This is a genomic window from Kitasatospora sp. NPDC048298, from assembly GCF_043201465.1.
In the GTDB taxonomy this organism is placed as follows: Bacteria; Actinomycetota; Actinomycetes; order Streptomycetales; family Streptomycetaceae; genus Kitasatospora.
In genome coordinates this window covers 261,313-285,304 of sequence record NZ_JBICYZ010000003.1, presented here as the reverse complement: position 1 = coordinate 285,304, position 23,992 = coordinate 261,313, and the positions used below count along the sequence as shown (strand labels likewise).

General features: G+C 74.6%; 20 protein-coding genes. 11 read left to right on the top strand and 9 right to left on the bottom strand.

Annotated features, from left to right (window positions below; all coding sequences use genetic code 11):
- Positions 1-2 precede the first annotated feature (2 nt).
- A complete protein-coding gene (locus ACGF0D_RS04180; RefSeq protein ID WP_392913908.1) occupies positions 3-4,100 on the bottom strand; it encodes a hypothetical protein in 4,098 nt (1,365 codons plus the stop codon).
- Positions 4,101-4,351: 251 nt separating this feature from the next.
- On the opposite strand from ACGF0D_RS04180, the gene ACGF0D_RS04175 reads away from it, so the two are divergent.
- Positions 4,352-6,214 (top strand): hypothetical protein, encoded by a 1,863-nt coding sequence (locus ACGF0D_RS04175; RefSeq protein WP_392913907.1) that lies wholly within the window; start codon positions 4,352-4,354, stop codon positions 6,212-6,214.
- A 73-nt stretch (positions 6,215-6,287) separates the two neighbouring features.
- On the opposite strand, the gene ACGF0D_RS04170 is transcribed toward ACGF0D_RS04175, so the two are convergent.
- Together ACGF0D_RS04170 and ACGF0D_RS04165 are read right to left on the bottom strand one after the other, a co-directional pair.
- Positions 6,288-6,827 (bottom strand): hypothetical protein, encoded by a 540-nt coding sequence (locus tag ACGF0D_RS04170; RefSeq protein WP_392913906.1) that lies wholly within the window; start codon positions 6,825-6,827, stop codon positions 6,288-6,290.
- Positions 6,828-7,047: 220 nt separating this feature from the next.
- Positions 7,048-9,348 (bottom strand): heavy metal translocating P-type ATPase, encoded by a 2,301-nt coding sequence (locus ACGF0D_RS04165; protein ID WP_392913905.1) that lies wholly within the window; start codon positions 9,346-9,348, stop codon positions 7,048-7,050.
- A gap of 368 nt (positions 9,349-9,716) precedes the next feature.
- Here ACGF0D_RS04165 and ACGF0D_RS04160 point away from each other — a divergent pair, with 368 nt between their 5' ends.
- Both ACGF0D_RS04160 and ACGF0D_RS04155 read left to right on the top strand, forming a co-directional pair.
- Entirely contained in the window at positions 9,717-10,625 is a 909-nt protein-coding gene (locus ACGF0D_RS04160; protein ID WP_392913904.1) for a hypothetical protein, read from the top strand.
- A 242-nt stretch (positions 10,626-10,867) separates the two neighbouring features.
- Positions 10,868-11,218, top strand: coding sequence for a hypothetical protein (locus ACGF0D_RS04155; RefSeq protein ID WP_392913903.1), 351 nt, complete (start codon positions 10,868-10,870; stop codon positions 11,216-11,218).
- A 3-nt stretch (positions 11,219-11,221) separates the two neighbouring features.
- Here ACGF0D_RS04155 and ACGF0D_RS04150 read toward each other — a convergent pair whose 3' ends face one another.
- Entirely contained in the window at positions 11,222-11,683 is a 462-nt protein-coding gene (locus ACGF0D_RS04150; protein ID WP_392913902.1) for a hypothetical protein, read from the bottom strand.
- Between the two features lie 185 nt (positions 11,684-11,868).
- On the opposite strand from ACGF0D_RS04150, the gene ACGF0D_RS04145 reads away from it, so the two are divergent.
- From ACGF0D_RS04145 to ACGF0D_RS04135, 3 genes are all read left to right on the top strand, one after another.
- Entirely contained in the window at positions 11,869-12,309 is a 441-nt protein-coding gene (locus ACGF0D_RS04145; protein WP_392913901.1) for a nitroreductase family deazaflavin-dependent oxidoreductase, read from the top strand.
- A 397-nt stretch (positions 12,310-12,706) separates the two neighbouring features.
- Positions 12,707-12,865, top strand: a complete 159-nt coding sequence (locus ACGF0D_RS04140) for a hypothetical protein (protein WP_392913900.1) — start codon at positions 12,707-12,709, stop codon at positions 12,863-12,865.
- Between the two features lie 193 nt (positions 12,866-13,058).
- The gene (locus ACGF0D_RS04135) at positions 13,059-13,613 is read left to right on the top strand and encodes a DUF1990 family protein (protein ID WP_392871782.1); all 555 of its coding nucleotides are present in this window, start codon (positions 13,059-13,061) and stop codon (positions 13,611-13,613) included.
- Between the two features lie 39 nt (positions 13,614-13,652).
- Here the strand turns inward: ACGF0D_RS04135 and ACGF0D_RS04130 are convergent, their stop codons facing one another.
- The gene (locus ACGF0D_RS04130) at positions 13,653-14,114 is read right to left on the bottom strand and encodes a YjbQ family protein (RefSeq protein ID WP_392871785.1); all 462 of its coding nucleotides are present in this window, start codon (positions 14,112-14,114) and stop codon (positions 13,653-13,655) included.
- Positions 14,115-14,379: 265 nt separating this feature from the next.
- Positions 14,380-14,646: a hypothetical protein gene (locus tag ACGF0D_RS04125; protein ID WP_392871788.1), complete on the bottom strand. Its 267-nt coding sequence runs from the start codon at positions 14,644-14,646 to the stop codon at positions 14,380-14,382.
- 795 nt (positions 14,647-15,441) lie between these two features.
- Between ACGF0D_RS04125 and ACGF0D_RS04120 the strand changes: the two genes are divergently transcribed.
- The gene (locus ACGF0D_RS04120; RefSeq protein ID WP_392913899.1) at positions 15,442-17,643 is read left to right on the top strand and encodes a CDP-glycerol glycerophosphotransferase family protein; all 2,202 of its coding nucleotides are present in this window, start codon (positions 15,442-15,444) and stop codon (positions 17,641-17,643) included.
- 136 nt (positions 17,644-17,779) lie between these two features.
- Here ACGF0D_RS04120 and ACGF0D_RS04115 read toward each other — a convergent pair whose 3' ends face one another.
- On the bottom strand, positions 17,780-17,992 hold the full coding sequence (locus tag ACGF0D_RS04115) for an EF-hand domain-containing protein (protein ID WP_392871794.1): 213 nt from the start codon (positions 17,990-17,992) through the stop codon (positions 17,780-17,782).
- A gap of 176 nt (positions 17,993-18,168) precedes the next feature.
- On the opposite strand from ACGF0D_RS04115, the gene ACGF0D_RS04110 reads away from it, so the two are divergent.
- On the top strand, positions 18,169-18,837 hold the full coding sequence (locus ACGF0D_RS04110) for a lysophospholipid acyltransferase family protein (protein ID WP_392871797.1): 669 nt from the start codon (positions 18,169-18,171) through the stop codon (positions 18,835-18,837).
- A 109-nt stretch (positions 18,838-18,946) separates the two neighbouring features.
- Here ACGF0D_RS04110 and ACGF0D_RS04105 read toward each other — a convergent pair whose 3' ends face one another.
- Entirely contained in the window at positions 18,947-20,812 is a 1,866-nt protein-coding gene (locus tag ACGF0D_RS04105; protein WP_392871800.1) for an ABC transporter ATP-binding protein, read from the bottom strand.
- A gap of 243 nt (positions 20,813-21,055) precedes the next feature.
- The gene (locus ACGF0D_RS04100) at positions 21,056-21,829 is read right to left on the bottom strand and encodes an SDR family NAD(P)-dependent oxidoreductase (RefSeq protein WP_392913898.1); all 774 of its coding nucleotides are present in this window, start codon (positions 21,827-21,829) and stop codon (positions 21,056-21,058) included.
- 155 nt (positions 21,830-21,984) lie between these two features.
- Here ACGF0D_RS04100 and ACGF0D_RS04095 point away from each other — a divergent pair, with 155 nt between their 5' ends.
- The 3 genes from ACGF0D_RS04095 to ACGF0D_RS04085 all read left to right on the top strand — a co-directional run bounded on the left by ACGF0D_RS04095 (position 21,985) and on the right by ACGF0D_RS04085 (position 23,990).
- Positions 21,985-22,188 (top strand): hypothetical protein, encoded by a 204-nt coding sequence (locus ACGF0D_RS04095; protein WP_392871806.1) that lies wholly within the window; start codon positions 21,985-21,987, stop codon positions 22,186-22,188.
- Positions 22,189-22,254: 66 nt separating this feature from the next.
- A complete protein-coding gene (locus ACGF0D_RS04090; protein ID WP_392913897.1) occupies positions 22,255-23,055 on the top strand; it encodes a hypothetical protein in 801 nt (266 codons plus the stop codon).
- Complete coding sequence (locus ACGF0D_RS04085) at positions 23,052-23,990, top strand: DUF6895 family protein (RefSeq protein WP_392913896.1); 939 nt, start codon at positions 23,052-23,054, stop codon at positions 23,988-23,990. Before ACGF0D_RS04090 ends, ACGF0D_RS04085 begins: the two co-directional genes overlap by 4 nt.
- Positions 23,991-23,992 lie beyond the last annotated feature (2 nt).

Sequence of the window (23,992 nt, the reverse complement as noted above, 5' to 3'; positions counted from 1 at the left end):
CGTCAGTAGAGCGAGTTGATCCGCATCTGCATGGCTCGCAGCTCAAGGTCGTCCGGATTGTGCTCGACGGCCTTGCGGGCCAGGTCGCGGGCCTCGCGCAGCTGCCGGGCGTTGGCCCGCTGGACGGCGAACGAACCGTAGACGATGCCGAGTTCGCGGTGCAGCTTCTCGGTGTCCTCCGGGGTGCGGGACAGGCCGAGGGCCTCCTCCAGCAGCCGGATCGCCTCGAGGTAGCGGCGGGCCTCGTAGTGGCCGATGGCCTCGCCGCGCCAGAGGCTGACCATCAGCCGGCGGATGTCGGGCGAGTCGTCGTAGGACTTGGCCTTCTGCAGCATCGCGGCCTGGGCGGTGAACGACTGGTCCTGCATGGCGTCCACCACGTGGTTGGCGAGCATCACCGAGACCCGGCGCGGGGCCTCGTGCTCGACCCCGCCCTCCCAGTCCGGGTCGGCACGCAGTGCCTCGGCCATCCGCTCGACGGCGCGCCGGCGGTCGTCGGCGAAGGCGGCCGAGCGGGAGAGCTGGCGCAGTACGAAGGCGAGGCCGATCCGGTGGTCCGGGTCGGGGTTGAGCTCGATCAGCGCCCGCCAGGCGTCGGCGGCCTCCTCCAGTTCCGCGTCGGTGGCGTCGGGGCGGCTGAGCTGGCCGGCCCGGTTGCCGAGGGCGGCCTCCAGGAAGTGCCGGGCGGTCGGGTCGCCGGGGACCAGGTCCAGGCTCTTCTCCAGCAGGGCGAGGGCGCGGGGGTAGTCCTTGTCCTCGTTGTTGATCTTGCGTGCCCACTGGGCGTAGGTGGCGCCGAGGTCGCCCCGCACCTCGGGGTCTTCGGGGGCCAACGCCAGTGCCCTCTCCAGGAGTTCGGCGGCTCCGGCCTGGTCGTCCAGGCTGTTCTTGAGCAGCGCGCGGGCGGCCCGGACGCCGGACTCGGCGGCGATCGCGGCGGCGTCGGCGGGCAGCCGGGCGCCGGGGACGGACCGCGCGCGGGTGAGGCTGTCCAGTGCCTCGCGCCAGTCCTGGTTGCGGTGGTGCTCGCGGGCCTGGCTGACCAGGGACTCGCCGAGCAGTGCCTGCCAGTCCTCGCCTCGCCGCTGTTCGGGCACCGCGTCCAGGGCGGCGACGGCGGCGGCCTGCCTGCCCTGGAGCTGCAGGTAGCGCTGCGCGCCGAGCTCCCCGAACAGGCCGAGGGCGCGGGTGGGCGCGGGCGCGTCGGGGCCGGCGGGCCGCTGCCAGGGCCGGACGGCCTGCTCGAACGCCTCGTCCCAGCCTGCGAGTTCGGGATCGGCGCGGAGCAGCCGCTCCAGGGCGGGGCCGAGCGCGAGGCGGCGGGCCGGGCGGCCGGGCAGGGCGATCCGGACGTCCTCCTGGGCGAGGGCGTCCGCGCAGTACGCCTCCATGCCGAGGCGCAACGTCCAGGCGGTGACCTCGTCGCCGCCGCGCCCGGCGGCCCGGTCCAGGGCGCGCAGGTCCTCGCGGAGGCGGTCGAGCAGGCCGGTGCGGGCGGCGGCGAGCCGCTGGGGTTCGGCGGTGCGGCCGGTGGTCCTGGCGGACTCGGCCCACAACTCGGGCTGGTGGAGGGCGGCGACCAGGCAGCCGAGCGACCAGGCCCAGAGCTCCTCGTCGGGCTCCTGGTCAGGGGTGCCGGCGGCGAGCCGGTAGCCGGCCAGCCCGAGCGCGTGCAGCAGCCGGGGGTGGGCCGGGTCCTCGCGCAGCAGTTCCCGGTAGGCCTCCCAGGCCTCCCGGTGGCGGCCGTCGAGGGCGGCCTGGTGCGCCTCGTGCTCGGCGAGCAGGACGAGTGCGCCCGCCGCCTGCGGGTGTTCGGGGGCGAGCCGGAGCGCCTGGCGCAGGTCGACGGCGGCCGCGCCCGGCCGGTCGGCCGCGAGGGCGGCGCCGGCCCGGCGGACCAGGACGGCCGCGCGGGCCGTCGTGGCGTCCTCGGGCAGACCGGCCAGGGCTTCGTCCGGTCGGCCGAGTTCGGCGCGCAGCAGGGCGAGGTCGAGCCGGACGGGTGCGGCGACCGTGCCGTCGCCGAGCGCCTCGGCCCAGCGGGCGAGCACGGGTTCGGCCTGTTCGGGGGTGCCGGCTCGGCGGGCGCAGTCGAGGACGGCGCGCAGGGCGGGGGCGGTGCAGCGCACGCAGCGGGGCGAGGCGGCATCGCGCGGGGTGTGCTGGTGGTCGGTGCAGGCCTCGCGGCCGCAGCCGCCGCAGGTGTCGGCGGCGGGGCGGCCGCAGAGCGCGCAGTCGCCGGTCGGCGCCCGGCCGGCCGCCGTGCCCGAGGCCAGGAAGTGCCGGTACCAGTCCAGTGCGGCGGCCCAGTTGCCGGCCCGTTCGGCGAGCAGGGCGCGCAGCCGGGCGATCGCCGGGTCGCCGGCCGGGTCGGGCGGGCCGAGCAGGGCGATCGTCCGGGCCGGACGGCCCGCCAGCAGGGCGACGGCGGCCAGGTGGTAGCGGTCGCGCAGGCCGCTGGCGGCGTCGAGCAGCGCGGTGACCGGCTCCGGGGTGCCCTCGGCCAGGGCGAGCGCGGCGCGCAGCCGGGCCTGGCGGTGGGTGAGGGCGCCGGGCAGGGAGTCGGCGAGGGCGAGCGCGGCGGCGGCGCGGCCGCGTGGTTCGGCCCGGTCGCGGCCGGTGACCAGCAGGTGGGCGGCCTCGCGCAGGGCGGCTTCGCGCAGCGCGGCCCGGTAGCCGGGGGCGGCGGGGTGCTCGGCGGCGGCCTGCTGCCAGAGTTCGCGGGCGGCCGTAGGGTCGGTGGCCAGCCGGGTGCGGGCGAGCCGGTCACGGACCAGGGCGCGGCGGGGGTGGATGTCCTCGTCGTCGAGTTGCTCCCAGCGGGCGAGGGCGCCGGCCTGGTCGTCGGTGCGGGCGAGGGCGAGGCCGTGGTGGAAGGCGGCGATGGCGCTCCAGCGGCTGCCCGGTTCGGTGTCGGCCTCGGCGCGCAGGATCGGCTCAGCCTGTCCGGCCTGACCGGCGGCGAGCAGGGCGGCGCCGAGCCGGACCCGGGCGGGGCGCCAGTCGGGGGCCGTGCCGAGGCCGGCCCGGTAGTCGGCGGCGGCCTCGGCGGGGCGGTCGGCCCGCTCGTGCACCAGGGCGAGGCCGAACCGGGCGGGGGCGAAGTCCGGTCGGAGGGTCAGGGCGGCGGTGAACTCCTCCCGGGCCTGCTCGTCGGCGCCGAGCAGCAGGGCGAGCCGGCCGAGGGCGTAGCGGGGGCGGGGGTCGGTCGGGCTCTCCACGGCGGCGGCCGCGAGGTCGCCCCAGGCCCGCTGGGTGTTGCCGGCCCGCTGCCTGGCGAGGCCGCGGAAGAGCAGTGCGTCGGTGCGCAGGGCCTGGCCGCGCCCCCACGGGGAGGGCTCGCCGGGGCCGAAGTGCAGCGCCTCGTCGAAGGCGGCGACGGCGGGCCCGTCCTGGTGCCGGGCGTACAGCTGTACGCCCCAGCGGAACCAGAGTTCGCCGCTGCCGCCGGGGGCCGCTTCGGCGACCAGGCCCTCGGCCTCGACGGCCCGGCCGGTGGCGGTCAGCAGGGCGGCGCGGGCGAGCACCGGCCAGTCCCGGCCAGGCAGGGCGGCGAGGGCGCGGGCGGTGGCGTCCTCGCGCTGCTCGACGGCGCCCTCCCGGCAGCGGCGCTGCAGCCAGTCCAGGGCGCGGGCGGCGGCCTCGGCCTCCTCGCCGGGCTCGGCGCCGGCGGCGGTGGCCTGGAGGAAGGCGAGCAGCGGGCCGAGGTCGCCGTCGGGGGCCCGCATCCGTTCCTCGGCGAGGCAGCGCAGGCTCCACCGGGGCAGCTGCCGGGCCGGGTCGGCGAGCAGCGGGTAGGCCTCGCGGTGCAGGGCGAGGGTGGCCTGCTGGTCGCCGGTGGGGATGGTGGCCTCGGCCTGGCCGAGCAGGGCGAGGCCGCGCTGCGGGCGCAACTCCTCGGGCGCGTCGGCGAGTCGGCGGGCCAGCCGGGCGTAGCGACGGCGGGCCTGGGCGGGCCGGCCGGCGGCGAGCCGTTCGGCGGCCGCGGCCAGGGCCTTCGCCACCGCCGCGGCGTCCGTGGCCCGTCGGCGCCGGGCCAGGACGACGGCGGCCGCACCGGCCAGTGCCACCACGACCAGCAGCACCGCTAACAGCGCCATGCACCGTCCCCCTGGTTCGAGTACCGTCCACCCTGATGATCAACTGCCCTGGGGTGGTCGTGTTTTGACGTCGTGTCGCGATGTTGCTCGAGTGCCATCAGAATAGGCCCTCGATCGGACGGACGAACAGGAAGGAGCACTATCCTGGGCATCACATCACCAGTGGGACGAGAGCACAGCAACAGCTCAACAGCAGCGCGCCAACAGCGCGTCCACAGCGGTCGGCAGCAGCCAGTAGCGTCGGGGGTCGGGTGTCGCAGTCGCGTTGGGTGCCCGGGCTCCGGTTCGGGCCGGAGTTCGACCCGGAGCAGTACGAGCTCCTGGAGTTCCACCACCGGGGCGGCGAGGCCGAGGTGTGGCGGGCGGTTCGCACCGGCCACAACGGGCGCAAGGAACTGGTCGCCGCGAAGATCATGCTGGAGCGCGACCCGACCGAGGTGCGGCGCTGGCTCGGCCGCTGGGACGACGTCTCGCATAACGCGCACCGACTGGGCGTCACCGACCTGGTGGTGCCCAGCTTCCTGCTCGGCCCCTCCCCGCACCGGCCCGGCAGCCCGCCCGGCGCCGCGCTGCTCGGCTACCAGATCTCGCCCTGGGTCGAGGGCGTGCCGCTGCACACCTGGGCGCGCGGCCGGCACGGCGGCCCGTCGGCGGTCGCCGAGGTGCTGGCCCGGCTCTGCCGGATCGTCGACGAGCTGCACCGCAAACGCTGGGTGCACCGCGACATCTCCCCCGCCAACGTCCTGGTGGACGGCCAGGGGCAGGTCAAACTGATCGACCTGACCTTCCTCGCCCCGCTGGACCACGCCCTGACCGTCGCGGTGTTCACCCCCGGGCACGTCCCGCCGGAGGCCGAGCAGGTCGGCGGCTTCCCGACCACCACCAAGGACCTGTTCGCGGTCGGCACCCTCGCCCGAACCCTGCTGTTGCCCGACCACGGCCGCCTCGACCACCGGCTGGCCGCCGAACAGGCCCGCGCCGAGTTCCTCGCGGCGGGCTACGGCGAGGAGTTGGCGCGCTGGGCCTGCGAACCGCTGGCCCGCGACCCGGACCGCCGCCCCTCCCCGCTCGGCCCGTGGGCCGCCCGGGGCCGTGAACTGCTGCGCGCCCACCGGCCGGTGGCCCGCACCGCGGGCCTGGCCGTGCTGCCCGACCCGGACGGGCGGCCGCTGGTGGTGACCGGCGGCGCCGACGGCACCGCGCTGGCCGGCCCCGGCGCCCTCGGCCGACGGCTTCCGGCTGGGCAGGGACCGTCCGTTGTACGGGAGTTGGCGGCCGGCTGGGCCGGGCAGCCGGGCGAGCTGGTGGTCTGCGCGGAGGACCGCGGCGGCACCCTGTGGGTCGGTACGGCGGCGGGCTGGTGGGAGGCGGCGCGCGGGGTCAACGGGCTGGCGGGCGGGGTCGGTTCGGGCGGGTGGGGTGGTCCGGGTGGCTCGGGCGGCTCGTTCGGCTCCGGCGGTTCGTTCGGTTCGGCCGGCTCGGCCGGGGAGATGACGGTCTGGACGGCGGCCGGCGGCGCGCTGCGCTCCTACCGCTGGGCCCCCGGCCGCACCCTCACCGGCCAGGAACACCCAGGCTGCCCGGCCGACCGGGTGCTCGCCGCCACCGAGGAGCGGCCCGGCGCCTGGCTGCTGCTGGTCGAGCACCGCGAGCGGGTGCTGAGCTGGCGGCCCGGCACCGCGCAGCCGCCCGTCCCGGTGGGCCCGGCCGGCCCGCTGCGCGCCGGAGCGCTGGCCCGTACCTCCGCCGGACCGCAGGCCGCCACGCTGCGGCCGGACGGCTCGGTCCAGCTGCACACCCTCGGCAGGGCCGGGGCGGGAACGGAGATCGGCGACGGTGAGCCCTCGCTCGGGATCGCCATGGTGGGCCACCGCGGCGGCCCGACCGTCGCACTGGCCGGCGCGGGCGGCGTACGGCTGCGGCTGCCGGCCGGCGGCTCCTCGCGCCGACCGCGCTGGTGGCGGCCCACGCTGCGCCCGGCGACCCGCGTCGCGCTGGCCATGGGCGAGGACTGGCGGCTGTGCCTGGCGGCGGTGGTGGAGGGCGAGTTGCAGGTGTGGCAGGAGGACGCGGCGTACCGCTGGCAGGCGGTGGAGCTGCCGGAGGAGCGTTAGGGCCTTGCTCCTGGTTCCTTGCCGGGTCGGCCCTGCGCCGGCCAGCCCTGCGCCGGGTCGGTCCTGCGCCGGGTCAGCCCTCCGCCGGGCAGCCGTGGAGTAGTTCGGCGAAGGCCGCTCCGGCGGCGTCCCGCGGGAGGATCCGCTGTGCCCGGACGCCGTCCGGCGTGCTGATCACGTAGTGCTCGGCGTGGTACGAGAAGTCGTCCCAGGGCTCCCAGCGGTGGGCGCGCAGCAGGGTCCGGCCGCAGCGGGTGCAGCCGATCCACGGCACCAGCACCAGGTCGGCCAGCTCCGGCTCGCTCCAGCCCGTCACCACCTCGACCTCGTCGCGCTCGCCGTCCAGCAGCCGCACCGGGGCGGGCGCGCCGTCGCCCGGGCAGCGCAGGAGGCCGGGGGTGAGCCGCTCGCGCTCTCCCCACTCCTCGGCGAGCACGGAGATCTGGGCGCGGTCCGTGCCGCTGATCGGGATCTGGCGGGCCAGCAGGCCCTCGACCAGCAGAGCGAGCCCGCTCTCCTGCTCCCCGATCGCCCAGCAGTCCTTGACCTCCCGGGCGGCGTCGTCCGGCAGGAGGTCGGCGATCCGGGCCCAGAGCACGGTGTCTTCGTCCATGGGTCGGACTCTAGCTCCCGGCGGGTCGGCGCTGGTCGGCAAGGGGTCCCTCCCTGGCGGAGGGTCCTCGTGCGGGCGTCGCCTGCGGCAGGGCCGGATCAGCGCCGAGGCCCCGGAACCCTGGCGGGGTTCCGGGGCCTCGGCCCGGCGGTGGAGAGTGGCTCGGATGTTCGGGCCCGCTGAGCTGTTCGGGCCCGCTGAGCGCCCTCACCCCGACGGCTCAGCGGAAGCGGCGCAGCCGCAGGCTGTTGCCGACCACGAAGACCGAGGAGAAGGCCATCGCCGCCCCGGCGATCATCGGGTTGAGCAGTCCGGCCGCGGCCAGCGGCAGGGCGGCGACGTTGTAGCCGAAGGCCCAGAACAGGTTGCTCTTGATGGTGCCCAGGGTCTTGCGGGAGAGCCGGATGGCGTCCGCCGCGGCCAGCAGGTCGCCGCGGACCAGGGTGAGGTCGCCGGCCTCGATGGCGGCGTCGGTGCCGGTGCCCATCGCCAGGCCCAGGTCGGCCTGGGCGAGCGCGGCCGCGTCGTTGACGCCGTCGCCGACCATCGCCACGACCCGACCCTCGGCCTGCAGCCGCTTGACGGTGTCGACCTTGTCCTGCGGCATGACCTCGGCGATCACGTGCTCCGGCGCGATGCCGACCTCGGCCGCCACGGCCTCGGCGACCAGCCGGTTGTCGCCGGTGAGCAGCACCGGGGTCAGGCCCAGCGCCCGCAGCTTGCGGACGGCCTCGGCGCTGGTCGGCTTGACCGCGTCGGCGACCTCCAGCACGGCCCGCGCCTCGCCGTCCCAGCCGACCGCGATCGCGGTGCGGCCGGCCGCCTCGGCGGTGCGCTTGGCCTCGGCCAGCACCTCGGGCAGCTGCTGCGACCACTCGCTGAGCAGGGCCTCCCGGCCGGCCACCACGGCGTGGCCGGCCACCACGCCCTGGACGCCCAGGCCCGGGACGTTCTCGAAGCCCTCGACGGCGGGCAGCTCGCCGGCCTTGGCGGCGGCGCCGGCGATCGCCCGGGCGATCGGGTGCTCGGAGGCGTGCTCCAGGGCCCCGGCCAGGCGCAGCGCCTCGGCCTGGTCCACGCCCTCGGCGGTGTGCACCGCGAGCAGGGTCATCTGGCCGGTGGTGACGGTGCCGGTCTTGTCCAGGACGATGGTGTCGACCTTGCGGGTGGACTCCAGGACCTCCGGGCCCTTGATCAGGACGCCGAGCTGGGCGCCGCGGCCGGTGCCGACGAGCAGGGCGGTCGGGGTGGCCAGGCCGAGGGCGCACGGGCAGGCGATGATCAGCACGGCGACGGCGGCCGTGAAGGCGGCGGTCCATCCCTCGCCGGTGCCCAGCCAGTAGCCGAGGGTCGCCACCGCGAGGGTGATCACGATCGGTACGAAGACCGCGGAGATCCGGTCCGCGAGGCGCTGGGCCGCGGCCTTGCCGTTCTGCGCGTCCTCGACCAGCTTGGCCATCCGGGCCAGCTGGGTGTCCGCGCCGACCCGGGTGGCCTCGACCACCAGCCGGCCGCCCGCGTTGACGGTGGCGCCGGTGACGCCGTCCCCGACCCCGACCTCGACCGGGACGGACTCGCCGGTCAGCATCGAGGCGTCCACCGCCGAGGCGCCCTCGACCACCGTGCCGTCGGTGGCGATCTTCTCGCCGGGGCGGACCACGAAGCGGTCGCCCACGGCGAGGTCCGCGATCGGGATGCGCACCTCGGTGCCTGCCCCTCGCCCACCACCACCCTTGTCCGAGGACGCTTCGCGTCCGCCCCCCTCGTTGCGCAGCACCGTCACGTCCTTGGCGCCCAGTTCCAGCAGGGCCTTGAGCGCGGCCCCTGCGGTGCGCTTGGAGCGCGCCTCGAAGTAGCGGCCGGCCAGGATGAAGGCGGTGACGCCGGCCGCCGCCTCCAGGTAGATGTTGGACGAGCCGTCGGTGCGGGCGATGGTGAACTCGAAGCCGTGCCGCATGCCCGGCATCCCGGCGTCGCCGAGGAACAGCGCCCACAGCGACCAGAGGAACGCGGCGAGGGTGCCGAGCGAGACCAGGGTGTCCATCGTCGCGGCGCCGTGCCGGGCATTGGTGAACGCGGCCCGGTGGAACGGCCAGGCGGCGTAGGTGACGACCGGCGCGGCGAGGGTCAGCGAGAGCCACTGCCAGTTGTCGAACTGCAGGGCCGGCACCATCGCCATCGCGATCACCGGCACCGCGAGCGCCACCGCGGTGAACAGCCGCTGGCGCAGCGGGGCCAGTTCGTCGGCGGGCTCGGCCTGCCCGGTGCCGCCCGCGCCCTCGGCGGCCGGGGGCTTGGGCAGCGCGGCGGTGTAGCCGGTGGCCTCGACGGTGGCGATCAGGTCGGCGACCTCGACTCCGCCCTCGAAGGAGACCTTCGCCTTCTCGGTGGCGTAGTTGACGCTGGCGGTGACCCCGTCCATCCGGTTGAGCTTCTTCTCGATGCGGGCCGCGCAGGAGGCGCACGTCATTCCGCCGATCGAGAGTTCCACCTCCGCGGAGGCGGGTGCCTGCGTAGTCATCGTCGCTCCTCGTGACGTCGTCGTGCGGTACGTTCGGCGGCCGGGCCGTCATACCCAGAGGGGGTATCGGGCGGTGCCGGGTTCATTTATACCCCCGAGGGGTATCGGCCGCAAGGCTTGGCCATACCCCTGGCAGGTATCTTTTCGGGCCCCCGATCCGGTTGACTCGATACCCCCAATGGGGTATTCACTCGTGGGCATCGAGCCGAAGGGCGCGCCCACCGAGATCGCCGGAGCCTCGCAGGCCATCGCCCGGCTCATGCGGGCCCGAGCCCGCCCCACCACTCCGTCCGCCCATCCGATCCGCACGTCCCGTCTGATCCGTACGTCCCGTCCGATCCGCACGTCCTTCCGAGGGGAACCCCGCCATGAACACCGCCCTGCGCATCACCGCCTTCACGGGCGGACTCGCCGCCGCCTTCGGCCTCGCCCTCGGGGTCGGCCACGCCACCGGCAGCGGCCCCGCGCCCAAGCCCGCCGCGGCACACGCGGGGCACGGGGGACACGAGGAGAAGGCGGACGGCGGCGGCACCGAGCACCTGCCCGGCGGGCTGCAGGTCTCCGAACGCGGCTACACGCTCAGCGTCGACAACCCCTTCGTGACCGCCGGCTCCCCCACCGACCTGCGCTTCCGCATCCTCGGCACGGACGGCAAGCCCGTCACCGCCTACCAGCCACAGCACGAGAAGGAACTGCACCTGATCGTCGCCCCGCGCGACCTGTCCACCTTCCAGCACCTGCACCCGACGCTGACCGCCGACGGCACCTGGAGCGCCCCCACCGCCGTCCCCGCCGCCGGCGAGTACCGGGTCTTCGCGGACTTCACCCCGGCCGGGGCCAGTGAGGGCCTCACCCTCGGCGCCGACCTGCACGCCGCGGGCGACCTGCGGCCCGCCCCGCTACCGGAGACCGGCCGGACCGTCACCGTCGACGGCTACACCGTCACCCTGGGCGGCGACCTCACCCCCGGGCGCAGCGGCCGGCTCACCCTCGGCGTCAGCAAGGACGGCAGGCCGGTCACCGACCTCCAGCCCTACCTCGGCGCGTACGGCCACCTCGTCGCCCTGCGCGCCGGCGACCTCGCCTACCTCCACGTCCACCCGGACACCAGCGCCCCGGGCCCGGAGATCGGCTTCACCACCACCGCCCCCAGCACCGGCGACTACCGGCTCTTCCTGGACTTCAAGCACCAGGACACCGTCCACACGGCGGCCTTCACCCTGACCACCACCGCCGCCACCGAGCACGCCGAGGAGGCGGGCGCCCACCAGCACTGACCGCCCCCGCCACACAGACGTGGGGGGGGGGGCCCCCCCCCCGCGCCCCGCCCCCCCCGGGGGCCCCCCCGGGGGGGGGGCGGGCCCCCCCGCCCCCCCCCCCCCCCCCCCCCCGGCCGCCCCCCCCCGCGCGCGCCCCCCCCCCCCCCCCCCCCCCCCCCCCCCCCCCCCCCCCGCCGGCCCCCCCCCCCCCCCCCCCCCCCCCCCCCACTCCGGTGTTCCCACGCGTGTAGGGTCCCGGCATGCACAGCACCCTGACCGACCTCGCCCGCTGCCTCTACGGCGACGAGTACGGCCCCACCGCCGCCTGCGAACTCGCCGGAGAGCACGAGGAGTTCCACTTCATCGAGCGGCTGACCTTCGCCGACGCGAAGGAGATCATCGCCATGCTGCGCACGCTCTGCCCACAACTCGTGGACGGCTACCTGCCGGTCTGGGCCCGCAACCTGGCCTACCGGCTGCTTCTTCTCCAGCGCCCCGACGACCCGGCCCTCATACGCGCCGCGGCCGACAGCCTCCACCTGCACGGCCCGGACTGGGACGACATCGCCGAGGAACTCAAGCAGCGCGCGGACGCACTTGAGGCGCCGTGAGCATCAGGGGCGATGAACGGGCCCGAGGTCGCCCTCGGGCTCGCGGGTGAGGATGGCGAGCAGGGCCGGGTCCGCGTGGACCTCGGCGCTGTGCTTCCACCGCGTGAGCAGGAGCGCGATCGGGGCGAGGTTGTCCAGCGCCACGGCACCACGTGCGGTGTCCACCAGCTCGGCGAGCAGGGTGTCGATGTCCTCCTCCGGCAGGAAGGTGCACCACGGCAGGGCTTCGGGCAGCGCCTGGCGCAGCGCGGCGACGTTCTCGGTCCGCACCAGCCCCGCGAGCAGCCGGGAGGTGAAGTCCACGACCGAGGCGTCGCGCTCCATCTGCTCGACGCGCATCAGCGCCAGGTCCCCGGCGTCACGTCTACGGAGCCGGAGCGCGCGGACGGCGTCGAGCCGGCGTGTGGTCGCGGCCGGGTGGTGGAGCAGTTCGCTGAACGGCACGTCCTCGTAGGCCACAGTCATGACATCCACAGTAGCTCGGATGTCACCGCCGACCGACCTCAGTGGGGCACGAAGCCGGGTGCGGCACCTGAACCTCGCCGTCACACTTGAAGCTGTCGACGGAGCGGGAACGGCGCCTCCCCGTCGCGTGAGGCCTGCGCCGGACCGTCCCGGCACGATCCGTACACGGCGATGAGGTGAAGGCGATGCCCCTTGAAGGCGAGTACGAGCCCAGTACGGCACAGTGGGTGCGCGAACAGGTCGAGCTGTACGAGAGTTCGGGCGGCACCCAGGGCACGACGCTGTGGGAGACGGGCCTGCCGGTCGTCATCGTCACGATGCTCGGCGCGCAGAGCGGCAAGATCCGCAAGATTCCGCTGATGCGCGTGGAACACGAGGGCCGGTACGCGGCGGTGGCCTCGAAGGGCGGCTTCCCGCAGAACCCGTCCTGGTACTTCAACCTCAAGGCCGACCCGCGGGTGGAGCTCCAGGACGGCCCCGACCGCCGGGCCATGACGGCGCGTGAGCTCGCCGGGGACGAGCGGGCCCAGTGGTGGCAGCGCGCGGTCGCCGCGTATCCGCCGTACGCCGAGTACCAGGAGAAGACCCAGCGCGTGATCCCGGTCTTCGTGCTCGAACCCAGCTAGCGGAAGGTGCCGGGCGGTCCATGCGGGATCGCCCGGCACCTCCGCTCGTCCGGAGTCGTCGTCCAGCGTGAGAAGTCGGCCTGGCCGACTTCTCACGCGGTCAGCGGCGCCCCGGGCAGCCGGGCCCGGCGGCGCTCCGGGCCGGGTCGGCGGCAGCGGCGGCCGCGACGGCGATGGCCAGGCAGGCGAGCAGGCAACGGGTGACGGGGGGCGTACGGCGCGCAGCAGGGCGGGCGTGGCTTCGCGGGGCGTCATCGGGGGGCTCCTTCTGGTGTGGGGCACGGCCGACGGGGCCGCGTCGGTTGACCCGACCCCTGGTGGAGCGAGTGCGCGGCCTCCCAGGGCCGTCGCGGACCGCGCCTCGCGGGCCCCGCCCTCGGGGCGCGGGGTGCGCAGGGTGGCCACCGCGAGCAGGCCGCCGACCACCGCGATCGCCGCGGAGCCGATGAAGGCGGCGGAGAAGCCCGAGGTCAGGCTCTGGACGGTGGCGTCCGGGGTGCGGGCGCCGGCCAGTGCGGTCATCGCGGCCGGGCCGAGCGCCGAACCGACCTGGTAGCCGGCATCGACGACCCCGGCGAGGACCAGTCAGAATATACCCCAGGGGGGTAAGAGTCAGTCAACGGACGCCGGCAAGGGATTCTGGAGTGATGGGGGTAGGGGGTATCCGTCGGGACGCCGGGGGGATCCGTTCACCTAACCCGTCCGCCCCGGCGCCGGCCCCCTCCCACCCGGCGGCTACCGTGACCGGCATGCCCACCGACCCGCACAGCCGCCTGCTCGCCGCCCGCGCCACCAGCCCCTCATACCCCGAGGTGGGCGCCACCCTGAACGGGGGCGGGAGACTGCCGGACGGCTACGCCCACCTGCGGCGGCGGGTCCACCTCGGGCACGGGCGGGAGGTGCTGGAGCGGGCCGGGCGGTACGTGCTCGGCTGGGGCAGCCAGCTGGGCACCGGCTTCGCGGTGTTCCCGGCCGGCCCCGCCCGGGACGGCGAAACGGTACTGCTGCGGCTGAACCTGCCGGGGATCCGGCGGCCGCGGCTGGTGATCCCGTGCCGGGTGGTGTGGACGGTGGACGAGCCGGACCGGATCGGGTACGGGTACGGAACCCTCCCGGGGCACCCGGAGTGCGGGGAGGAGGCGTTCCTGGTGTCGATGGACGCCGCCGGCGAGGTGTGGTTCGAGGTCACCGCGTTCTCCCGGCTGTCCGCCTGGTACGCCCGGTTGGGCCGCCCGGTGGCCCTGCTCTGCCAGCACCTGGCGATCGAGCGCTACCTCGCCGCGGTGGCCGCGCACGTCCGCTGAGTCCGCCGCTCGGGCGGCGTCAGCCGCGCCGCTCGGGCGTCAGCCGAGGAAGGACAGCCGGACGGTCCGGCGCGGGTTGTCCCCGTTGGTGTCGACCAGCACCACCGACTGCCAGACGCCGAGCGCCAGTTGGCCGCCGAGCACCGGCAGGGTGGCGTGCGGGGCGACCAGCCCGGGCACCACGTGGTCCCGGCCGTGCCCCGGGCTGCCGTGCCGGTGGCGCCAGCGGTCGTCGGCCGGGAGCAGGTCGCGCAGGACGGCGAGGAAGTCGTCGTCGCTGCCGGATCCGGTCTCCAGCACCGCGATCCCCGCGGTGGCGTGCGGGACGAAGATGTTGAGCAGGCCGTCGCGCCCGACGGCCCGTTCGTCGAGGAACGCGGCGCAGCGGTCGGTGATGTCGAGCGCGACCTCGCGGGCGCCGGTGGTGATCTCGAAGGTGCTGCTCTGGAAGGTGGTCGTCGGGTACGGGCCGGGCTGGGTGGAGTGGTTGTTGTCCGCCATGGCGCCATCCTGTCCCAGGTCAGCGGACCGGGCGTACTCCCTCGCCGTCTCGCCGTGCCGGAGGGGCGAACTCGCGTAGGGTGAAAGGTTCAGACCACAGCACCCCGGTCGCCGGGGGGACTCACCCGGGCACGGCCAGGGCGGGGTCCGGACACGGCCAGGGCACGCCCCGGGCACACCGAAGACCCGGCGGACCGGATGGTCCACCGGGTCGGTTGCCGACCGGGCGGCGGGGAGGGACCCGTACCGCCGGCCGGACCAGGCTCTAGCCGCGCCCGCCGAAGAGGCTCCGACGCAGCCGACGCAGCGGCGTCAGCAGCGAGATCCTGGTGTGGCGACGGCGGATCGTCGGGGCCTCGGCGCCGCGCGGCGTGAGTTCCCTTATCAGCCCGAGCGCCTCGGCGGTGTCCACCGCCGGGAGTGCGGGCGCGCCGAGCACGGCCAGGTGTCGGTCGATCCGGCGGCCGGTCGTGCCGACACCGCACTGGATCGCCGGCACACGGGGCCGAGTCCGCACTTGCATGTGTTCCATCAGTTTTCCCACCCCTACGAGGCGCCAGGGCCGTGAGGCGAAGACTATCCGTGACGGACGGCCTTCGCGCAACCGTCCTTGGTGTTGTGCCACCGTACCGTGCGGCGTCAACTGACGAAGCACCAGGGGCCACCCGGCCGATCACGACTAGGCATCAATGATGGTGCACGACCAGCCGCCCGTCACCAGGGACGGCCGATCCGGCTGCGGCGACGCCGCGCACGACCCCCGCCCGGCGCCGCCCCTCGGCCCACACCTCCACCCGCGTCTCCGTATTAGGGGACAGCCGCCACATCGACAAAGCGATCACCGAGGCGCCCGCCGAGCGGCGCGGGGCCCGCCCGGCGGGCGGTCATCGGCCCATGACCGCCCGCCTTCAGGAAGTGAACACATTCGAGGGATTGACTCCCGTCAAACCTCCAAGCAGTATTCTGATGCACGCGCCGGTGCCCGCACCGCACTCAAGCGCGTGTTCGAGTGGTGAAGAACTCCGGCTCCCGCGAGCCACTGCCCGGCCGCCTCGACGCTGCGGCGGCCAGGCTCGCGCGGTGCCCGGACCGGCGGTCGGCCGTAGAGGGTCGGCCGGACCGCCACCTGACTGCCGGTGCCGCCCCGCACGGGGCCCGGCACCGGCGGTTCCGGGTCCACCACGGACGCCCGCCCCCGGACACCCGCCACGGACGCCCGCCACGACCGCTGGTTCCCACCGCGCCCGCACCGGCCTCCAGGGCCCCACAGCGCCCGCACCGGCCGTCCGCGCAGGTCGCACCCGGTGGATCGGTACACTCGGCCAGCGTGTCCCTCCTCCTCAGCATCGTGCTCCCGGTCCACGGCGTGGAGCGGTACCTCCCGCGCTGCCTCGACTCGATCCTCGGCGACACCCCCGCCGCCGAGACCCGTTTCGAGGTGATCGCGGTCGACGACCTCTCCCCCGACGGCTCCGGCGCGATCCTGGACGCCTACGCGGCCCGCGACAGCCGCCTGCGGGTCCTGCACCTCACCGAGAACCAGGGCCTCGGCGGCGCCCGCACCGCCGCCCTGCCGCAGGCCCGCGGCGAGTACGTCTGGTTCGTGGACAGCGACGACTGGGTTCCCGAGGGGACGGTCGGCGCCCTCCTGGACGAGCTGACGCAGGAGAGCCGCCGGGACACCCCCGCCGACGTGCTGATCACCGACTTCACCCACGTCTACCCGGACGGCGGGACCGAGCCCAACCCCTGGCGCCACGTGCTGACCGGCTCCCCGCTGGTCGAGGGCTGCACCCTGGCCGAGCACCCGGCGCTGTTCCAGACCGTGATGTCGGTGTGGAACAAGCTGTTCCGCCGCGCGTTCCTGGACGGCCTCGGCGTCTCCTTCGGCCGCGGCTACTACGAGGACATCTCGGTCACCTACCCGGCGCTGCTGGCCGCCGAGCGGCTGCGCTACGTCGACCGCCCCTGCTACTTCTACCGGCGCGGCCGGGACGGCGCGATCACCGCCACCGCCTCCCCCAAGCACGCCGACGTGTTCGCCCAGTACGACGCGATCTTCGCCTTCCTGGACCGCCCGGACCGTCCCGGCCGGCCCGTCCCGGACTCGCTGCGCACCCTGGTCTTCGACCGGACCGTCCGCCAGGCGCTGAACGTCTACGACACCCCCGGGCTGGTCCCCACCGACCTGCGCAAGGACTTCTTCCAGCGGATCGCCCGGCACTTCGACCGCCACCGCCCGGCCGACTACCGCTTCCCCGGCGGGGTGCGCGGCGTGCAGTACCGGCTGGCCGCCCGCGGCGCCCGGATCGCGTACGCCGAACTGCGCCGCACCGGCCGGCTGCCGCGCGAACTCAAGCGCGGGGCGAGGGCGGTGGCGCCCGCGGTGAAGAAGGGGATGCGCAGCAGCGCCCGGTTCACCGCGTACAACGCGTTCCGCCGGCTGCCGCTGGACGAGAACCTCGCGGTCTACGCCGCGTACTGGCACCGGGGTTACGCGTGCAGCCCGGCGGCGATCTACGAGAAGGCGAAGGAACTCGCGCCGCGGATCCGGGGTGTGTGGGTGGTGGAGAACCGCGCCCAGGCCGCCACGCTGCCGCCCGGGGTGCCGTACGTGATCGTCAACACCCCCGCCTACCTCAAGGCGATGGCGACCGCCAAGTACTTCGTCAACAACGTCAACTTCCCCCGCACCATGACGAAGCGGCGGGGCACGGTGCACGTCCAGACCCAGCACGGCACCCCGCTCAAGGCGATGGGCATGGACCTGCGCGACCACCCGGCGGCGGCCGAGGGAATGGACTTCGAGGCGCTCCAGGAGGCCGTCGACCGCTGGGACTTCCTGGTCTCCCCCAACCCGCACACCAGCGGGCACTTCGCCCGCGCCTTCCCCGGCCGGTACGAGATGCTGGACACCGGCTACCCGCGCAACGACCGGCTGGCGAACGCCACTTCGGACGAGGTCCGGGCGATGCGCGAACTGCTCGGACTGCGGCCCGGCACCCGGACGGTGCTGTACGCGCCGACCCACCGCGGCAGCAAGGGCGGCTACGTACCGCTACTGGACGTGGCGGAGCTGGCCCGGCGGCTGGGCCCGGACTTCACGCTGCTGGTGCGCACCCACTACTTCCACACCGGTGGTCCGGGCGACCTGGCGGAGGCCGGGGCGGAGTCGGCGCGGATCGTGGACGTCTCGGCGCACCCCACCGTCGAGGACCTCTACCTCGCGGCGGACGTGCTGGTGACGGACTATTCGTCGATGATGTTCGACTACGCGGTGCTGGACCGGCCGGTGGTGATCTTCGCCCCGGACTGGGAGGAGTACCAGCGGGAGCGCGGCGTCTACTTCGACCTGTTCGCGGAGCCGCCGGGCGCGGTCACGGTGGACGCGGACGGACTGGCGCGGGCGCTGCTGGCGGGCGACCCGGAGCCGGCCGCGCGGGCGCGGTTCCGGGAGAGGTTCTGCGTCTGGGACGACGGCGGGGCCGCGGAGCGGGTGGTGCGCCGGGTGTTCCCGGTGGAGAAGTAGCGGTTCGCGGTGGGGGGCAGCCGTTCGCGGCGGAGGGGCAGCGGTTCGCGGCGGAGGAGCTGTAGGCCCACGCGAGGACGGGCCTCCGGACGGGGCCGGTGCCGCCGGTACGGCGACCGGCCCCGTCGGCGCGGGCTCAGCGCCGGCGGGCGGCCAGGAACTCCTCGAAGGTCAGGACGCCGTCGTGGTTGGTGTCCATGCTGTGGATCAGCGCCTCGGCCATCGAGAGGGTGACGTCGTGGTCGCCCATCTCGTTGGCGGCCAGGGCGTACTCGGCCGCCGTGATCTTGCCGTCGCCGTCCTTGTCGAAGCGGTCGAAAAAGGCCTTGATCGCCTCGGTGGTCTCCATCGTGCCCTCCTGGGTACTGCGCGGTGTTGCTCTGTTCGGACGGCCGTACCCTACCCGGCCGTGGTGCGCACCACGGTCGCCGGGAGTGGACGCGCGCGGGGGTGGGTGTCGTAGTCTGCGGATCTGATTGCAGGCCCGGGCTCCTCCCGGGCGGTCGTTCGTTCTGGGAGGGAATCGTGCTCGACCTCGTCACCAAGTTGGTGCTGAAACCGGTCTCACGGGGGATCTGGCGGCCGGCCATCGAGGGAATCGAGAACGTGCCGCGCAAGGGCGGGGTGATCCTCGCCAGCAACCACCTGTCCTTCATCGACAGCGTGGTGATCCCGCTGACCGCCCCGCGCCGGGTCCACTTCCTGGCCAAGGCCGAGTACTTCACCGGCACCGGGCTCAAGGGCCGGCTCTCCAAGGGCTTCTTCGAGGCCATCGGCGCCGTGCCGGTCGAGCGCGGCACCTACCGTTCCGCCCAGGCCTCGCTGGAGTCGGCGCTGGAGATCCTGGAGGACGGCAAGGCCTTCGGCATCTACCCCGAGGGCACCCGCTCGCTGGACGGCCGCCTCTACCGGGGCAAGACGGGCGTCGCCTGGCTCGCGCTGACCGCGGGCGTGCCGGTGGTACCGGTGGCCCTGGAGGGTCCGGAGCAGATCCTGCCGGTGGGCAAGCGGGTGCCGCGGCTGAAGAAGGTGACGGTGCGCTTCGGCGAGCCGCTGCACTTCGACGAGCTGCACGGGCAGGCCCGCTCGCTGAAGGCCCGTCGGCAGGTGACCGACGAGGTGATGGCGGCGATCCAGCGGCTCTCCGGCCAGGAGGTCGCCGGGAGCTACAACGAGGTCCCGAAGGCGGCCTGACCGGCGGCCGCGCGTCGGCGGCGTCGGTCCGTCGTCGGCCTGGCCGGTCCGTCGACGGGGTCGTCGGCGTGGCCGGTCCGTCGGCGGGGTCGTCGGCCTGGCCGGTCCGTCACACGGGCTCCGGCGCGGCCGCTTCGTGCTGCCCGGCGGGCTCCGGCGCGTCGGCCCGGCCGGCGGCCTCCGGCGCCTCCCGGCGCAGCAGCGCCGCGTACCGGCCGTCCAGCGCCACCAGCTCGTCATGGGTGCCCAGTTCGACCACCTCACCGCGATCCAGGACGGCGATCTGGTCGGCCGCGCGGACGGTGGAGAGCCGGTGCGCGATGGTGATGGTGGTGCGGCCGGCGGCCAGGGTGTCCACGGCCTGCTGGACAGCCCGCTCGGTGCGGTTGTCGAGCGCGCTGGTGGCCTCGTCGAGGATCAGCACCGGTGGATTGCGCAGGATCGTCCGGGCGAGTGCGAGGCGCTGCTTCTCGCCGCCGGAGAAGCGGTAGCCGCGCTCGCCGACCAGGGTGTCGTAGCCGTCCGGGAGGGCGGCGATGGTGTCGTGGACCTGCGCGGCCCGGGCGGCCTCGACCAGTTCGGCGTCGTCGGCGCCGGGCTTGGCGAAGCGCAGGTTCTCGGCGACCGAGGCGTGGAAGAGGTAGGTCTCCTGGGAGACCACGCCGACCGCGCGGGACAGCGTGTCGAAGGACAGTTCGCGCACGTCCACGCCGTCCAGACTGACCTGTCCGCCGGTCACGTCGTACAGCCGCGGGACGAGGTAGCTGAGGGTGGTCTTGCCCGAACCGGTCTCGCCGACCACGGCCAGCGAACTCCCGGCCGGGACCGTCAGGTCGACGCCGGACAGGGTCGGCCGCTCCTGCGTCGGGTCGTAGCGGAAGTCGACGTCCTTGAAGCGGACCTCGCCGCGGATGTCCGTCAGGGTGATCGGGTCGGCCGGCTCGTCGATCTCCACCGGCAGGTCGAGGTACTCGAAGATGCGCTGGAAGAGCGCGAGCGAGGTCTGCACGTCCACGCCGGTGGAGAGCAGGCTGACGGTCGGGCGGAAGAGGCCCTGCTGGAGGGTGACGAAGGCGACCAGGGTGCCGACCGAGACGATCGGCGCGCCGGCGGCGGAGGTCAGCCCGGCCGCCCAGTAGATCAGCGCGGGCATCGCGGCCATCACGATCTGGATGGTGTTCATCCGCCAGCGCCCAGCCATGCTGGCCCGCACCTCCAGGTCGGCGAGCTGGTCGGACTGCCCGGTGAACTCCCGGGCGAGCGAGTCGGAGCGGCCCATCGTGCGGCCGAGCAGGATGCCGCTGACCGAGAGCGACTCCTGGACCGCCGAGCTCATCTCGGCCAGCTGCTTCTGCCGCTCGGTGGTGATCTTCTTGCGTTCCTGGCCGACCCTGCGGCTGATCCAGACGAAGAGCGGGAGCAGCAGCAACGAGACGACGGTCAGCCGCCAGTCGAGGGCGACCATGGCGACGACGGAGGCGACCACCGCGGTCAGGTTGGAGACCAGGCTGGTCGCGGTGGAGGTCACCGTGGACTGCATGCCGCCGATGTCGTTGGCGATCCGGGACTGGACCTCGCCGGTGCGGGTGCGGGTGAAGAAGGCCAGCGACTGCCGCTGGAGGTGACCGTAGACGGCCGTGCGCAGGTCGTGCATCACGCGCTGGCCGACGGTGGTGGAGATCAGCGTCTGGAGGACGTTGAAGACGCTGTTCACCACGGCGGTGAGGATCATCCCGAGCGCGAGCAGGCTGAGCAGCCCGGTGCGGCCCTGCGGGATCGCGGTGTCCAGGACGGCCCGCAGCAGGAACGGCGACACGACCGAGACCACGGCGGACGCCGCGACCAGCAGCCCGACCACGGCCAGGCGGCCCCGGTAGGGGCGGAAGAGGGCGAGGATGCGGCGCCACTGCGCGGGCGGGCGGGGCTCGCCCTCGGCGCGCTCGGGCGGGGTCCAGTCGATGGCGGTGGGCCTCAAGGACGGGCCTCCCTGGGTGGGGCGGTCGGGCGGACGGGCGGGCTGGGGTCGACATAGCGAGGATAGCTCATAGTTAGACAAGCTAATAGTGAGGGCGACTCTATTCCTCGCCCCTCCCCCCTCGGCCATCGACCCTCGGCCATCGACCCTCGGCCATCGACCCCCAGTGCTCGCTCCCGCCCCCTGGGAGGGCCTCGCCGACCCGCGCCGACCGCGCCCGACCGCGCCCGACCGCCCCGATCGTCAGTTCGTCCGGTAGGTGCGCGCCGCCTTCGAGGAGAGCCCACCGAGCTTCCCGGAGGGCAGCACCCGGGCGATGGCCACGGCCATCTTGTACCGCTTGCCCGGCACCGACACGGACCGGCCGCGCGCCAGGTCGCGCATCGCCTCGTCCACCACCCGCTCGGCCGAGAGCCAGGACCAGGACGGGATGTTGCCCGTTCCCATACCGGCCCGCTGGTGGAACTCGGTCCGGGTGAAGCCCGGGCACAGCGCCATCATCCGCACACCCGTACCGCCGAGGTCGCGCATCACACCCTGAGTGAAACTCACCACCCAGGCCTTGCTGGCGCCGTAGGTGCCGCGCGGCAGGAACGCCGCCACCGAGGCGACGTTGACGATCGCTCCGCGGCCGCGCTCCCGCATGCCGGGCAGGGCGGCCGTGGTCAGCCGCAGGATCGCCTCGATGTGCACCTTCAGCATGGCCAGCTCGTCCTGGAGCGGGACCGTCCCGAAGGCGCCCTTGTTGCCGAAGCCCGCATTGTTGACCAGGAGGTCCACCGGGCGGGCGGAGTCGGCGAGCCGGGCCTCCACGGCGCCGATGCCCTCGTCGGTCGCGAGGTCGGCGGTCAGCACCTCCGTCTCGATGCCGTACCTGCCGTGCAGGTCGGCGGCTGCGCGCTCCAGGCGCTCGGTGTCCCGGGCCACCAGGACGAGCCGGTAGCCGCTGCGGGCGAGCCGGCGGGCGAAGGCGGCTCCGATGCCGGCGGTAGCGCCGGTGATCAAGGCTGTGGTCATGCCCCGACCGTACCGACTCGCCGCACCCGAGCACACACCCAGGGCGATCCCACCTGCTCGGTGACCTCCGGATGCAGGTCCCCGGAGGTGCTCGTACTGTCGTACGGGGGCATCGTCCGACCGGGCGGTGAAATCCAGTTGAGGAGGCAGATCTGATGCTTACTCAGTTCCGGACCGAAACGGCTTCGACGTCACACAGCGCGGCGCTGGAGGCCGAGACACTCGCGAGCCTGATGGTGGAGGACGAGGCCGTCGTGTCCGACGCGCCCACGTATCTGCCCGAGGCCGCCGGCGCGGTGCTGCTGGCCGCGCTCCTGCTCCTCTCGCCGAAGGGCCCGAAGGAGAAGCCGACCCGGTAGGACGGCTTCTCCCCCGTCGGGCCACCCGCCCGTGACCACTCCCTCCTGAAGGGGGACCCGATCACCATGCCAACCGCCGAGACCCCTCTCCGTGACGAGTTCGCCGCGGCGGTCGAGCGGGTGGCGGACCGGACCCTCGCCGTCCTCCGGGACGGCGGGGGCACGGCCGCACTCGCGGACCCCGACAGCCTGGTACCCCGCCCCCTGCTGGCCGCGGTACGGGTGCTCGGCGCGGACCTGTTCGCGCCGCAGCTGCTCACCGGCGCGGAACCCGACGGCACCGCCGCCGCCCTGCTGTCCGAGGCACGCGTGGCCTTCCCCGCGCCCGCCCCCTCCTCCGCGGAGGCCGCGCTGGTGATCGGGTGGCAGGACTGGGCGGCCGGCCGGCTGCTCGCCCGCACACCGTACGGGGCGGACGTGACACCACCGCCCGCACCGCTGTCCGACCCGGAGACCGTCGGCTGGCAGGCGTGGTCGAAGCGGATGGCCCAACTGTCCTCGCTGGCACTGCCGACACTGGACGGCCCGATCCACGACGCCGCCCGCACCCACACCCTGGACCTCGCCCGCGGCACCGTCCGCTGCATGCTCCGGCGCGACCCCACCACCGCCGTCCGGCTCGCCCGGTGGCTCGCCTGGGCCCGGGCCGACGGCCGGCCGCTCCGACTGGAACTCGAACCCGTCCTGGACCGGATCCGCTTCTCCGGCGACGGAACCGCCCGGTCGGCGCTCGAACTCGCCATCGCCCAGAGCCTGTTGAACGGACTGAGCGGCCCTGGCGACCCCGACGACTCCGACGGCTCCGACGGCTCCGACGGCTCGAACGGCCCGACTGGCTCCACTGGTTCGAACGGAGCGACGAGATGACGACCGACACCGAGGCGCTCGCCACCGCCCAACAGCTCGGCTCCCGGTCACTGGCCTGGTTGCACGACGGCTACCAGCGCGGCTACAGCCGGCTGGAGGAGAGCACCATCGTCGACCTGGCCGACCCGGAAGACGTCTACAAGCCGCTCTGCGAGGCCGCCCTGGCGTCCTCCCTGGTCCTGCGCGACGGCGTCACCGGACCTCACGACGCCAACCTTGCAAGGGAGTTGCTCGAAGCCGCGTGGTCCCAGCTGGGCGAGGGAGACCTGCTGCTCGAACGGCAGCTGCGTCACGTCACCCTCGTCGACCCGCTGGAGACGTACGGCCACTTCGCCCGGTCCGGATACCGCCACGCCGCCATGGAGGAACTGCTCACCTCGATCGGCCGGCTCCGGGCCGTGCACGCCGTCGAGATCCAGGGCAGCCGCCACCTCGCCCTCGCCAACGCCCGGCGGATCGCGGGCCTCGAACCCCAGCCGGACTGGCGCAGGCTGGCCCGGAACACCTGGCTCGGCGCCCTCGCCGAACCCTGGACCATCGCCTGGGTGATCGCCTACCAGGTCACCCACACCGTCTTCCACCTCACCGACTGGGGCGCCCGGCCCGAGTGCCTGCCCGAGCCGATGCGCGACTACCTGCGCGACTGGCTGCCGGTCTGGCTCGACATCTGGCTGGAGATCGAACAGTGGGACCTGGCCGGCGAACTGCTCATCGTGGACTCGTGCATCGGCGAGCCCGTCACCGGCCGGACCGGCTGGGAGGCGCTGGCCGCGGCCCAGGAGGCGAACGGGATGATCAGGTGCGAGGGCTCCGCACCCGACAACGACGACCCGGAGGAGGACTTCCGCCAGCACTGCCACACCGCGGTGGTCGGGGTGGTGGCCGCCACCGTCACGCTCTCCCGGGCGCTCGGCGGCACACCGGTGGGCCCTTGAAC

Coding starts and splice junctions, on each gene's coding strand:
- ACGF0D_RS04085 (WP_392913896.1), top strand. CDS start 23,052: ATGACGACCGACACCGAGGCGCTCGCCACCGCCCAACAGCTCGGCTCC.
- ACGF0D_RS04090 (WP_392913897.1), top strand. CDS start 22,255: ATGCCAACCGCCGAGACCCCTCTCCGTGACGAGTTCGCCGCGGCGGTC.
- ACGF0D_RS04165 (WP_392913905.1), bottom strand. CDS start 9,348: ATGACTACGCAGGCACCCGCCTCCGCGGAGGTGGAACTCTCGATCGGC.
- ACGF0D_RS04125 (WP_392871788.1), bottom strand. CDS start 14,646: ATGGAACACATGCAAGTGCGGACTCGGCCCCGTGTGCCGGCGATCCAG.
- ACGF0D_RS04155 (WP_392913903.1), top strand. CDS start 10,868: ATGCACAGCACCCTGACCGACCTCGCCCGCTGCCTCTACGGCGACGAG.
- ACGF0D_RS04170 (WP_392913906.1), bottom strand. CDS start 6,827: ATGGACGAAGACACCGTGCTCTGGGCCCGGATCGCCGACCTCCTGCCG.
- ACGF0D_RS04135 (WP_392871782.1), top strand. CDS start 13,059: ATGCCCACCGACCCGCACAGCCGCCTGCTCGCCGCCCGCGCCACCAGC.
- ACGF0D_RS04160 (WP_392913904.1), top strand. CDS start 9,717: ATGAACACCGCCCTGCGCATCACCGCCTTCACGGGCGGACTCGCCGCC.
- ACGF0D_RS04115 (WP_392871794.1), bottom strand. CDS start 17,992: ATGGAGACCACCGAGGCGATCAAGGCCTTTTTCGACCGCTTCGACAAG.
- ACGF0D_RS04095 (WP_392871806.1), top strand. CDS start 21,985: ATGCTTACTCAGTTCCGGACCGAAACGGCTTCGACGTCACACAGCGCG.
- ACGF0D_RS04130 (WP_392871785.1), bottom strand. CDS start 14,114: ATGGCGGACAACAACCACTCCACCCAGCCCGGCCCGTACCCGACGACC.
- ACGF0D_RS04180 (WP_392913908.1), bottom strand. CDS start 4,100: ATGGCGCTGTTAGCGGTGCTGCTGGTCGTGGTGGCACTGGCCGGTGCG.
- ACGF0D_RS04100 (WP_392913898.1), bottom strand. CDS start 21,829: ATGACCACAGCCTTGATCACCGGCGCTACCGCCGGCATCGGAGCCGCC.
- ACGF0D_RS04145 (WP_392913901.1), top strand. CDS start 11,869: ATGCCCCTTGAAGGCGAGTACGAGCCCAGTACGGCACAGTGGGTGCGC.
- ACGF0D_RS04150 (WP_392913902.1), bottom strand. CDS start 11,683: ATGACTGTGGCCTACGAGGACGTGCCGTTCAGCGAACTGCTCCACCAC.